This window comes from Sphingomonas sp. Leaf25, from assembly GCF_001421635.1.
Lineage (GTDB): Bacteria > Pseudomonadota > Alphaproteobacteria > Sphingomonadales > Sphingomonadaceae > Sphingomonas.
Genome location: NZ_LMKU01000012.1, coordinates 320,912 through 333,556, shown reverse-complemented (window position 1 = coordinate 333,556; position 12,645 = coordinate 320,912). Strand labels below are relative to the sequence as shown.

Sequence of the window (12,645 nt, the reverse complement as noted above, 5' to 3'; positions counted from 1 at the left end):
CCCCGCCGCCGCTGGAGCGTTTCTTCGAGACGATCCACCGCGCGTTCGAAAGCCTGCCGGTCAGCTATTCGGCCGAACTCTGGGCAGAGCCGGGCCGCTCGCTGTGCGCGGAATATGCGTCGGTCGTCGTTCGCGTCGAGCATCGCCGCGGCAACGAGCTGTTCATCAACGACGGTGCCTATGGTTCGTTGTTCGATGCGGCGCACATCGGCTGGAAATATCCGGTGCAACTGCTCCGCCAGCCGGAATCGGACGCGCGCGACATGGACTTCAGCTTCTGGGGTCCGACCTGCGACGACATCGACCAGATGAAGGGTCCGTTCCCGCTTCCGGCCGATACCCGCAGCGGCGATTATTTCGAGATCGGCATGCTCGGCGCCTATGGCTCGGCGATGCGTACTGCATTCAACGGCTTCGGCAACGGCGAGACGGTCGTGACCGACGACGAGCCGATGGAGTCGATGTACATCGAACTCGAAGCAGTGCCGGCGTTCGTCGCGAACAACGTCGTCAAGCTGTAACCGCTTCGTTCTAACCAGATGCCTCCCCCTTCCCGCGCCGTGCGGGAGGGGCCGGGGCTGGGCTTTGCATGGCATTGGCGCTATGCGGCCCGCTCTGGCTCCTTCCCCATGCGCGGGCAGGAGGCCACCCGGGTTTCCGCGTCCCCTTAACGACGACGGCTTATCGATGATGATGGGACCATCATGACCGACACGACGATCAACGACACCCGCAAGGCCGAGCTGCTCTCGACCACCGTCGAACATATCGACATTACCAAGTTCGACGCGCGCCCGATCATCGACGCCATGGGCAAGATGAGCTTCACCAGCCGCGACCTCGCGCGCGCCACCGGCATCTACAACCAGATGCTGGAGGACAAGGACTGCTCGATCTTTCTTGTCATCGCCGGCTCCACCTCGGCGGGCGGCTGCATGGACCTGTACGCCGAACTGCTGCGCTCGAACATGATCGACGGCATCGTCGCCACCGGCGCGTCGATCGTCGACATGGATTTCTTCGAAGGCCTCGGCCACAAGCACTATCAGGCGCTGGAAATCCCCGACGACAACGTGCTGCGCTCGCTCTACATCGACCGCATCTACGACACGTACATCGACGAGGAACAGCTCCAGGATTGCGACCACACCATCGGTGAAATCGCCAATTCGCTCGAACCCAAGCCCTATTCGTCGCGCGCGTTCATCCGCGAGATGGGCAAGTATCTCGTCGAGCATGGCAAGAAGGACAACAGTCTCGTCAAGCTGGCCTATGAGCATGACGTGCCGATCTTCTGCCCGGCGTTCGTCGACAGCTCGGCCGGGTTCGGTCTGGTCAAGCACCAGGTCGAGCGCGCCAAGGAAGGCAAGCCGTACATGGTGCTCGACGCCATCGCCGACTTCCGCGAACTGACCGACATCAAGATCAAGGCGGGCACCACCGGGCTGCTGATGATCGGCGGCGGCGTGCCGAAGAACTTCATCCAGGACACCGTCGTCTGCGCCGAAATCCTCGGTCACGACGATGTCGAGATGCACAAGTACGCGGTGCAGATCACCGTCGCCGACGTGCGCGACGGCGCCTGCTCGTCGTCGACGCTCAAGGAAGCGGCGAGCTGGGGCAAGGTCGACACCACGCTCGAACAGATGGTGTTCGCCGAAGCCGGATCGGTCATGCCGCTCCTCGCCTCGGACGCCTATCATCGCGGCGCGTGGAAGGACCGTCCGAAGCGCGCATGGGGCAAGATCTTCAACGACTGATCCGTCGAAGAAGTCTGGACCAAGGAAACGGCGGGGGAGCGATCCCCCGCCGTTTTCCTTTTCACCCCTCCCCGGAAGGGTGGGGTGAAGTCACAGCTTGAACCCGTAGCGTGCATATTCACGGTCGATTGTCGGCGAAAGCCGCCGGGCGATCGCCAGTTCCCCCGCCGCCTCGCCGTCGCGCTTCGTCGCTTTCAGGATCGCGGCGCGCAGATAGCGGGTCGACGCATGGTCGGGATGATCGGCCAGCACCGTGTCGACATCGGTCATCGCCTCGGCATAACGGCCGAGCCGATACCAGACCATCGCCCGGCTATCGAGCGCGGCGGCGGTGTCGTCGCTCAGCTCGATCGCGGCGGTGCAGTCCTTCAGCGCGGTATCGAGCATCACCGCGCGCGTGCCCTTCACCCAGCAGCGGCCGTTGAGCAGCAGCGGCGACCCCGGCTTCTCGCCGATCAACGTGTCATAGAGCGCGACCGCCTCCGCCGCCGCGCCGAAATCCCCGAGCAGCGTCGCCTTCATCCGGCGCAGCGGAACGCGTGATTCACCGCCCAGCGCAATCCGCTGGTCGAGCAGCGCCAGCCCGCCGGCAAGGTCGCCCGACTCCGCCTTCATCTGCGCGACCTGCCCGATCGCGGTGAACGACGCGGGGTCAATCGCCCGCGCCCGTTCGGCATCGGCCAGCGCCTGTACCGGATCGCCCAGCCTGGCATGGACCTGCGAGCGTTGCAGATACAGGTCGACCGACGGCTGGATGCCGATCACCTTCGTCAGATCGGCCAGCGCCGCGCGGCGGTCGCCGATCGCGCTCTCGAACGTCGCCCGGCTGGTATAGCCGCTCGGCTCCTCGACATCGTCGGCGATCGCCTTGGCGAACACCGCGCGGATCGCCTTGACCTGCCCCGATCCCTCGATCGCCGCCGGGGTCATCGTCCAGCGGCGCGGCGTATCGGCCGGGGCCACCAGTTGCGGCAGTTGCGCGCGCATCGTCGCCACCGCGTCGCGCTCGGCGGCGACCTGCGCGGCGGGAATTTCGCCGCCGGTCGAATCGACCCGCTCGTCGATCGTCAGCACCCCGTTCGACAGCCGCGTGGTGCGCTTCACCACGAACCCCGCGACGCGCAGGTCGGCGTCGCCCGTACCCTCCAGCGTCATGCCGCGCCCACCCTCGGGCAGTTTCACGCGCAGCAGGCTGCGGATGCCGGTCGGGGCGGGCACCACCACCGGGATACCGGTCCATTCGGGCCGGCTCCGATCGGGCGCGAAGCCGAAATTCGCGTAGCGATAGGTGAGCGAACGCTTGCGCCGCCGGTCCTCGCTGCGCCACGGCGTGGTCGTGACGCCGGTCGCCCTGACCACCATGTCGCCGCTCGGCCCGTCGGCGGTCAGCGTCACATCGGCGAACTGCCCTTCGCCGATCCATTGCTGCAACATCCCGTTCAGCAGGTCGCGCTGCTCCTCGGCACCCAGTTGCGACTTCGCCATCCGCAACATGCTCGCCAAGCCGCCGTGGATCGTGGCGGTGATCGCCAACGGGCTCGGCAGGTCGACCGCACCGCTCTCGTCGGCATCGATCGTCAGGTCGATCATCGGCCGGGCATTGGCGCGGGTCACGATCCGCTCGGGCGTCGCCCCACCGGCGCGAAGCGGCAGGACATAACCGGCCGGCGGGGTATCGCGGATGTCCGCCATCCGGGCGTTGCTGCCGGTCCCGTCGAGCCATAGCGACTGCCCGTCGATCGTCGCGCGCACGAACACATGGTTGAACGCGGCGGCACTCGGCAGGCGTTCGGGGACGAAGTCGCCCTCGCCGACATTGGCGACCACCGCCTCCGCCTCGATCCCCATCGCCTTGAGCATGGCCAGCAGCAGCAGCGTCTTGGCCTTGCAGTCGCCATAGCGCACGTCCCACGTCCGCGCCGGCTTCTGCGGCACGTAATTGCCGCCGTCCATGCCGACCGCGAGATAGCGGATCTTGTCCTGCACCACCTCCAGCGCGCGTTGCGCGCGGCCGATCGGCGTCGCCTCCGCCGTCTGGATCGCCGCCACCTCTCCGGCAAGCGCGCTGCCCGGCGCGATCAGCCCGTCGGGGGCATAGAGCGACGCGAACGTCCGCGACACATCGGCCCAGTCGGCAAAGGTCGCCAGCTCGATCAGCGGCGGATGGCGATAGCGGCTCGGCGCATCGTCGGGCATCTCCTTGGGCTTCGCCAGCGGGAGCGCGATGGTCAGCTCGGTATAGGCACCGTTCTTCACCGGGGTGGCGGTCACGCCATCGGCGAGCAGCTTCCATTTCGGCGCGGCGGCGGTCGGCCACGAAAAACGCACCCGCCCCGCGCCGATCCGCGCCGGTGCGGCGATCAGCGGAGTTACGTCCTGCACCCGCCCGCCGAGCGCGCCGTCGCGCTCGGTCGTCGAGAAGCCCAGATCGAGCACATCGCCGACCTGCAATCCCTCGACCGCCATCGTCGCGGTCAGGATGCCGGTCAATTCGCGCTGTTCGAGCGATTCCTCGCGGCGCAGCACGGTGAATTTCTGCCCCTGCGCCAACAGGTCGATCCGCTTGCCGTCGCGCAGGATGGCAAGGTCGTGGACGATCAGGTCGCCCTTGTCCGGCGCCCATGGCAGCGTCAGCGTCGCCGCCTGCGACAACATCTCGCTGGTCGCGATCCGGGTCTGCTGACGGGCATAGCTCCACAGTCGGCCGTCCTCGATCCGGTGCTGCATATCGACCAGCATGACCGGCGGGCTGCCCTCGCCGGTCGGGGCGGCCGGTGCCGCCGCGATCCATGCCGGCGCGGGCTGATACAGCGGCGTCTCGCTCGCCCGTGCCGTCGCCGCCGTCGTCAAAACCGTCAGGGCGCACCCCGCCCATAGCATCCGCCGCACCGAACCATCCCCCCGTATCGCCGGTCCCCACCGGCATGTGCCAAAGGTCTATCGCACCCACGGCGATTGTCGAGAGCGATCGAGACGCTTTGACCCCCGCGCCGCAACCGATACAATCGGCGGCAAAGCGACACAGCGAGAGGGACCATGCCATGACGATCGACCGGCGCACCATCTTGGGGGCGGCCATCGCCCTGCCCGTCGCCGCCCGTGCCGCCACGGTGCAGGGTGGCGAGACACCGACCGCGTGGCCGCCGCGCGAACATTTCCGGCTGTGGCCCGGCCGCCCGCCGGGCAGCCCGGCGACGCTGCCCGCCTATGCCCCGTCGATGCACGGCCGGCCGGGCACGCGCGAACTGTGGCTGCGCGGCGTCGCCGAACCGGTCGTCGGCGTGTTCCGCCCCGCCCGGCCCAATGGCATCGCCGTCCTTTCGATCCCCGGTGGCGGCTATGGCTTCGTCTCGATCGAGAATGAGGGGATCGATGTCGCCAAGGCACTGAACCCGGCCGGAATCACCGTGTTCGCGCTCGCCTATCGCCTGCCCGGCGAAGGCTGGGCACAGCGGCAGGACGTGCCGCTACAGGATGCGCAGCGCGCGATGCGGCTGATCCGTGCCAATGCCGCCCGCTATGGCATCGATCCGGCCAAGCTCGGCGTCTGCGGTTTCTCGGCGGGCGGGCACCTCGCCGGGTCGGTCACGGTGGCGCACGACGACCGGGTCTATGCGCCCCTCGACACAGCGGACCGCCAGTCGGCGCGCCCCGCCTTCACCGGCCTCGTCTATCCGGTGACGAACATCGGCACCATGTCGCACCGTGGATCGCGCGACAATCTCGCCGGGCCGAACGCGGAGGACGCGGTCTATGCCCGCTATGACATCCCTGCGCGCGTGACCACGCAGACCCCGCCGGTGTTCCTCGCCCATTCGATCGACGACGGCACCGTCCCGGTCGACCAGTCGCTCGACATGATCGCCGCCTGCCGCCGCATGAAGGTGCCGGTGGAAGCGCATCTGTTCGAAAACGGCGGCCATGGCTGGGGCGCGCTGCACAGCCCGGCGGACAGTTCGCGCCGCACCTGGACCGACAGCTTCATCCGCTGGATCGGCGAACGCCGCTGACGCCGCACTGTCCTACACCACGCCACCTGAGTAGNNNNGGTGAACAGTGCAGGACACTGTTCACCCGAAACTGGGCCGGGGCTGGGTCGGTTCGTGGCGAAGGTGACAGTCCCGGCAAACAAGCCGTTAGAGCATGATGAAATCAGGTTTGAGCGTATCCCGAGTTGACGAGGTAGTTGGCGCATTCTTCGGCGGTGAAGCAGTCGAGCAGCGTTCCGATACATCGCCACGTGGCCTCATAGGTGCGTTCGGCAGCTTTACGCATGAGATGCTTGAGTTTTGCGAAGATCTGCTCGATCGGGTTCAGGTCGGGGCTGTAAGGCGGCAGGAACAGCAGCCTGGCACCGGCACTGCGAATGGCCTTGGGGACGGCGGAGCGTTTGTGGCTGCTCATGTTGTCCATGATGACGACATCGCCGGGCGACAGCGTGGGCACGAGGCAGTGTTCGACATAATCGTTGAAGATCTGACCGTTGACTGATTGGTCAAGGACGCACGGTGCGTCGATTGGGTCGCAGCGCAGGGCGACAAGGAACGTCGTCGTGCGCCAATGCCCGTATGGCACTTTGGCGTGTAATCGCTGACTTCGGTGTGCCCATCAGCGCAATGGAGCCATGTTCGTCTTGGCCCAAATTTCGTCGGTGAAGACGAGCCAGGCTGGATCAAGCCGTCCCTGGTACTTCTTCCACTGCTCGCGCCGGCGCGCGATCACTGGCCGCAACTGTTCGGCGGGAAGAACGCTTTTTTTGGAAGCTCAGCCCCTCATCGTGCACGAACGACCAGAGCGTCCGGTAATCGACGGTCATCCCGCGCAGCCTGTGACCGCCCATCCATCCCGGCTCGACGCTACCGGTATTGTGATGCCGATGCAGCCAGTTCACCGCCGTGCTGCCGCATTGCGCGACAGGCTGTTACGCTCCACCGCCAACACACGCGCTCGCGAAGATCTGTCGGATAAAGTCGTGCCATGCCGCGCTGGCCTCCGATTTTAGCACATAACTTGAATCAGAAAAGCAGAACATTGGGAATCCCACGATTCAACCAAACCTCATCATGCTCTAGATTCTCCGGCGGGCGATGCGTGCTTCCCAGACCTTGGCATCGGGGGATAAGCGAACCACGCGATCGAGAATCCCCGCCTCGCCCCAGCGTTCGCGGCGGGCCTCGCCGATGCGCAGGCGGGCCGCCACCGCGTCCCATCGTCCGGCCCGTGCCGCGATCAGCATCGCGACGGCGGGGGACGGGTCCGTGCCGGCTTGCAATTGCCGCACCGCCCGGTCGGTGACGACACGGCGGACGTCCGCCGGACCGGCGGCGAGCGCGCGGTCCAGTCCGGCGGCATCGCGTTGCAGCGACCGCCCCTGTCGCAACCGGGCCACGCGGACGACGTGGCGGGCATGGGCGGTGAAATCACCCTCGACCAGCGCGACGATCGACAGGCATTCATGCGCTACCGGGAAATCGGGGTGCGCCCGTTCGACCCAGTCGAGGATGGCGCGGCCTTCGGCATCGCGGCCGGCGGCCCAGAGCGCCCAGCCGTAATCGGTCATCAGCGCGATCGATCCGGGCAGCGCGAGGCGGGCGCGGTCCAGTTCGCGCAAGGCCGCGACATGGTCGCCCCGGTCGGACAGGATGTTGCCGTACCAGAAGCGCGTCAGCGCATCGTCGGGATCGGCGGCGAGCGCCGCGCCGAATTGCAGGTCGGCCTCCGCCCGGTCGTGATCGGCCCAATAGGCGATGAACCCCATCGCCCGCCGCGCCATCGGCAGGTCGGGGGCAAGCCGCAGCGAGCGCCGCGCCGCCACGCGCGCGCGGTCAAACGCCTCGGCATCGTCCTGCTGCGCGAACTCGCGCGACAGCAGCAGCGCCTCGGCAAGTGCCGCATGGCCCGGCGCGAAGCCGGGCGCGGCGGTCGTCACAGCCTGAAGCAGCGCGACGCCACGGGCAAGCGTGGCAGGGCTGCGCGCGGCAACCAGATCGCGCGCCATCAGGAAGCGCGACGCCACCGCCGGATCGGCCGGCAGCACGACGCCCGAGGCGCGCGGTGCGGCGGGCCACACCGTCACCAGCGCGACGATGGCGATCACCAGCAGCGCCGCCAGTATCGCCAGCAGGCGGGGACGAGGACGGCCCCGGGCGACCGGCACGGACGCGGCAGAAGAATCAGGCAACAGCATGGGCGGTGCCGGTGCGACGGTGTCGACCGCATCCGCGCCATCGACGGGCCGGCTGGCCCAGCGATCCAGTTCGCCGCGCAGGGCATAGACGGTGCCGACCCGGCCGCCGGGCAGGCGATGGACCGGCAACGCCCGTTCGCGCGCCCAGCGGATGACGGTGGTCCGGTCGCGCCCGAAATAGGCCGCGATCGATTTCCAGCCATCGATCCGGTCCTCGGCGAAGCGCGACGCGACGTCCCGCTCCGGCAATGCGGTTGCGCGATCCATGTCAAATGTGGTCTGCATCGCCCCACCCCGCCCGTCTGCGCAGATGTTTACCCCGGTGGGCGGCGGCGTGCGTCCATCATCTGTTTAGGGTGTCACCGCCGGAAATGGTGACGAAGCGATGCGCCAGTGCGATCAGCGCGGCCTGTCCGCCGGTCGCGGTCTTTTCATAGATGCGGTGGAGATGGGTTCGCGCGGTCGCCCGCGCCATGCCGAGCCGGGACCCGATACCGATCAGGTCGGCATGGGTGACGACATCGTCCAGCACCCGCGCCTCGGTCGGGGTCAGGCGGTAGAAGGCGGCGATCGCGCCGATCGCGATGGTCGAGGGACGGTCGAGCCGGGTAAGGTGGACGATACAGGCGATGCCGCCGGTGTCGCCCAGATCGGCGAACCGGTCGCGGATGACTGGCAGCACCTGCACCAGCACGGGCAGCGGGGTGGCGACACCGTCCGCCAGTTCGACCGCGACCGGCTGTCCCCCGGTCCGGGCGAGGTTGATCGCGCGGGCCAGCGCGGGCAGGCGCACCGGTTCGCCGTGGCGCAGCGCCAGCAGGTCGGCGGCGGCGGGATCATGGTCGATCACGCGGTGCTGGGCATCGAGCATCAGCACCGCATCGCCGCGTGCCGCGACCAGCGTGCGCAGCGCCGCCATCTGGTCGATCGCGCGCGACAGGTGCGACCCGACATAGACCGCGCGGCGCAGATGCGGGACCAGCGCCTGCAACCGGTCACGATCGGTATCGGCGAAGGGTGCCACGGCACCGCGCCGGATGAGCGCCAGATGCGCGCTCAGCCCCGGCTGTTTGAACAGGTTGACCGCCAGATTGTCGACCACGCCCATCGGCGCCAGATAGTCGCGGTAGAAGATGCTGGCGCGCACCGCCGGTTCGGCCAGCATCGCGTGCGCGGTGACGCACTGTCCCTCGGCCGCCTGCATCAACCGGGGGAACAGGATGTCGTGCTGGTGATAGCGGGTGGCATACAGGTCGAGCCACGCGGGGTCGTTGCCGAACTGCGCCTGGAACGCCGCACCGTCGGGCACGGTACAGGCGAGGAACCCCGACTGGGCATCGAACGACCGCACCAGTTGTTCGAGCAGGGTGGCGAGATGTTCGCGCCCGAACGCCGCTGCATATATATCCTCGATCCGCATCGGCGCTCCCTTTGCCCGCCATTCTATCCGCGCCGGCCCGCCGCGCCCAGAGGATCGCGCGGCGGGCGGCCCGCGCCGGTCAGTTGACGATCAGCGGCGGGGTGAGCAGCACCGGCGACAAGGACCCGACCGTCACCGCCGCCAGCAGCGCGGCGGCCAGCGTCGGATGGTGGAAGCACACCTTGCCATCGGCGGCGACGTCGCTGAAGCGCAGCGCGAGCGTCAGTTGCGCCGAGATCACCACCGCATGATAGATGGCCGCGATCAGCAGCGAGGCGATCGCCGCCCCCGCCGCGACCGCCATCGGCCCGAGGCCCGACACCGCCGTCGCCAGTTCGGCGATCGGCGCGATGTTGAGCGCGGTGGCGACCCCCGAATGGAACGTCGCCAGCAGCGACAGCGCGGTGCCGAGCGCGTCGGCGGTGTCCGCCCCGACCCGGTCGAGCGTCAGCGAACGGGCGCAGGCGGCATCGATGCAGATGTTGACGCCGAAGGGGATGCCGATGCCCGCGACCAATGGCAGCGCGGCGATGCTCCATTCGCCTTCGATGAAGCAGCGGAACGGCCCCAGTTCGGACAGCACGCCGTCGAGGTGCCGCCGCAGCAACTGTACCGCGCGCAGCACGTCCTGCGACTGCATGATGCCTTCGCGGATCTGGCGGATGAAATCGGGTTCCTTCAGCTCCGGGATCGGCAGGGTGGGCAGGTCGAACCGGTCGGGCAGATAGCCGCGCAGCGGGGCGGTGCATTCGGTCACTTCGCGCGTGACTTCATCGACGATGGTCGACCAGACGGTGATCGTGCCGACCACGATGTCGACGAACCCCTTGCCCACGCAATAGGTCGCGGCACAGACCCGCGCGGGCTGGAACGAGGGATCGCCGGCGCCGAACCATCCGCAGGCCCCGTCCCTGTCGCGCACCGTCTCGTCGAAACACTTCGCATAGCGTTCCTGCGCCGACATCCAGACGTCGACCGTTTCGCGCACCCGGCGTTCGACCGATTCGGTGATCGTGGTGGTCGTGCAGTTGGCGGCGCTGCCCAGATCGTCCCAGACCTGCCCGATCGTCGCCATCTGCCGTTTGCCGACCGGCTGTTTCTTCTGCGCGGCCAGCACCGGGAAGGCGGTGGCATAGGCTGAGCGGAGCTGCATCGCGCTGCGCGTCCAGCCCTTGTTGCCGCGGATCAGCTTGACCAGCGCGGCGACATTGCCTTTCAGCGGGCGCGGCTTGTCCTTGCCGACCGCGAACCCCTCAGCGGTCAGCGTCAGGCCGGTGGCCTCGTCGCCGAGGCGGATCGTCGCCATCCGCCCACCGAAATCGAACAGGCCGTTGCCATCGGCCGAGCGGATCAGGAACGGGCAGAGTTCGCCGTCGATCACCGTGGCGCGCACCAGCCCCCATGGTCCCTTGATCCCGTCGGGGATGGCGGTGAACAGCGCGGGCAGCTTGGCTGGCACCTTGGCGAAGCGTGGCTGCGCGCCGATCGGCGCACCGATGCCGAACAGGCCGCCGATGGCGGTCGTGCCGGCCAGCAGGTGGCGGCGGGACAGGACAGACGTCGAGGCAGGGGTGGTCATGAGCGATACTCCGGGGTTCGAACGGGAAGGACGGGAGGACGGGGGTCACGCGACGGATCATTCGCGCCCGTCGGCGATGCGATTGTCGGGAATGGCATCGCCCGGGACCCCCTTGCCCGTCGCCTCGGCGCGGGCGCGGGCGAGCAGATCGGTGATCGCCGCCCGGTCGCCGGCCGGCGCGGTCAGCGGCGGACGGTTGACCAGCCCGGCGGGCACCGAGACGCGCAGCACGGCGCCGGCGGCACCGGGACGGATCGCGGTGCGCTCGGCGATGGCGCGGGCCGTAGCGGCGGCCTGCGCCTTTTCCCTCGCGCTGCGCTTTGCGGCGAGTATCGCCCATTTGCGGCGGATGTCGCGCACGGCGTCGCGCAGCGCGATCTCATAGGCCGGCCGGTAGGTGCTGGCATGGCCGGTGCGGGTGGGATGGACGATGCCATAGGCATCGCCCTGCATCGCGAACGACGCGACCAGGTGGTTGTTGAAATAGGGTTCGCGATCGTTGCACAGCCCGTGGCCCCGCGCGCGATCCGCCGTCGCCACCACCGACCATTTCGGCCCGTCGCCGACCGCGCCGCGGATCGCGGCGTTGAGCGGGCGCAGGAACGCCGCGTCGAGTGCTGCGAATTCCGATCGCGGGCTGAATGGCGGCAGGTCGCAATAGGCGCCGTCCGCGCCGCGCATCGGATCGGCATATTCGGACACCAGCACCCGGTCGTAGGTGAAGTTCGCGTCGAACGCCTGACGCAGACTGGCATAGAGCTGCGGCACGTCCTGCGCGATGCGGCGGCGCAAATTGGCGCCGGCTTCGTCGTCCGGCCCCATGACGCCCGGCAGGACGAGGTAATTCCGGACGAAATCGCCGAAATCGACGTCGTTACCGCCGCCCGACACCATCGCGATGTTCAGTTCGGCATAGCCATTGTCGGCCAGCCAGTCGCGGACCACCGCCAGTTGCGGCCGGACCGGCGTCTGCAAATTCGTCTGGACCTCTTCCCAGATCCAGCTCGGCCTGAGTTGCGACAGCAACAACCCCTCGGTGATCTGCGCGCCCGAACAGGCGACGTTCTTGAACGCGATGGCCGTTTCGGGATTTTCGTCGATGATCGTGGCGACGGCGCGCGCCTGCCCTGAATTGCCGCTGCGATGGCACAGTTCATTGTCCCATTTCGCCCCGGTGCGATACGGCGCGCCCTCGCCGCTGGCATAGGAATCGCCCAGATTGGCGATGGTCAGCTTGTCGGGCATGACGAAGGCGACGACCGGGGATTCGACGAGGGCGGCCCCACGCGCCTTCACCACCTTGTAGAAGACGCGGTCGCCCGACGACAGCTTGCGCGCGCGGACGTCCTGCGCGTTGGGCGTCGTGTTGTCGGAGTGGGGAAACACGAAGCGCGCTCGCGCCACCCCCTCGGCCGAGGTCGCGGTGATCGCGACGCGGCCGCGCGGCTGCTGGCCGGTCAGCGTCGCCGCCCGCACCTCGGCCGCATCGTCGCCATAGACGACCCAGATCGCGATATTGGCCGAGGTGTCGCCGGGATCGAGCTTCACCGCCAGCGGCAGCGCGCGGTCGCCGGGGCCGAACGGCACGTCGTCATAGGCGACGAACTGCGGCGGCGCGTCCTGCGCCAGTGCCGGCAGCGCGGTGGCGGCGAGGAGCAGCGCGAGCGCGCGGGACAGGGTCCTGGACATGTCGGAAATC

7 protein-coding genes and 2 pseudogenes are annotated in these 12,645 nt (G+C 68.2%); 3 read left to right on the top strand and 6 right to left on the bottom strand.

Annotated features, from left to right (window positions below; genetic code table 11):
* Together ASE78_RS19450 and ASE78_RS06150 are read left to right on the top strand one after the other, a co-directional pair.
* A pseudogene (locus ASE78_RS19450) lies at positions 1-521 on the top strand (type III PLP-dependent enzyme); the annotation flags it as partial.
* Positions 522-704: 183 nt separating this feature from the next.
* Positions 705-1,760 carry a 1,9-bis(guanidino)-5-aza-nonane synthase gene (locus tag ASE78_RS06150; protein ID WP_056494574.1) on the top strand — a complete coding sequence of 352 codons (1,056 nt, stop codon included), beginning with the start codon at positions 705-707 and terminating at the stop codon, positions 1,758-1,760.
* Between the two features lie 90 nt (positions 1,761-1,850).
* Here ASE78_RS06150 and ASE78_RS06145 read toward each other — a convergent pair whose 3' ends face one another.
* A complete protein-coding gene (locus ASE78_RS06145) occupies positions 1,851-4,610 on the bottom strand; it encodes a DUF3857 domain-containing protein (protein ID WP_056494572.1) in 2,760 nt (919 codons plus the stop codon).
* A 191-nt stretch (positions 4,611-4,801) separates the two neighbouring features.
* On the opposite strand from ASE78_RS06145, the gene ASE78_RS06140 reads away from it, so the two are divergent.
* A complete protein-coding gene (locus tag ASE78_RS06140; RefSeq protein ID WP_056494569.1) occupies positions 4,802-5,770 on the top strand; it encodes an alpha/beta hydrolase in 969 nt (322 codons plus the stop codon).
* Positions 5,771-5,912: 142 nt separating this feature from the next.
* Here the strand turns inward: ASE78_RS06140 and ASE78_RS06135 are convergent.
* From ASE78_RS06135 to ASE78_RS06115, 5 genes and pseudogenes are all read right to left on the bottom strand, one after another.
* Positions 5,913-6,739, bottom strand: a pseudogene (locus ASE78_RS06135) (IS630 family transposase).
* A gap of 89 nt (positions 6,740-6,828) precedes the next feature.
* Positions 6,829-8,214: a hypothetical protein gene (locus ASE78_RS06130; protein WP_056494566.1), complete on the bottom strand. Its 1,386-nt coding sequence runs from the start codon at positions 8,212-8,214 to the stop codon at positions 6,829-6,831.
* A 76-nt stretch (positions 8,215-8,290) separates the two neighbouring features.
* Positions 8,291-9,367, bottom strand: a complete 1,077-nt coding sequence (locus ASE78_RS06125) for a helix-turn-helix transcriptional regulator (protein WP_056494563.1) — start codon at positions 9,365-9,367, stop codon at positions 8,291-8,293.
* A gap of 79 nt (positions 9,368-9,446) precedes the next feature.
* The gene (locus tag ASE78_RS06120; RefSeq protein ID WP_056494561.1) at positions 9,447-10,946 is read right to left on the bottom strand and encodes a hypothetical protein; all 1,500 of its coding nucleotides are present in this window, start codon (positions 10,944-10,946) and stop codon (positions 9,447-9,449) included.
* 57 nt (positions 10,947-11,003) lie between these two features.
* Positions 11,004-12,635 carry a GDSL-type esterase/lipase family protein gene (locus ASE78_RS06115; protein ID WP_056494559.1) on the bottom strand — a complete coding sequence of 544 codons (1,632 nt, stop codon included), beginning with the start codon at positions 12,633-12,635 and terminating at the stop codon, positions 11,004-11,006.
* Positions 12,636-12,645: the final 10 nt, after the last annotated feature.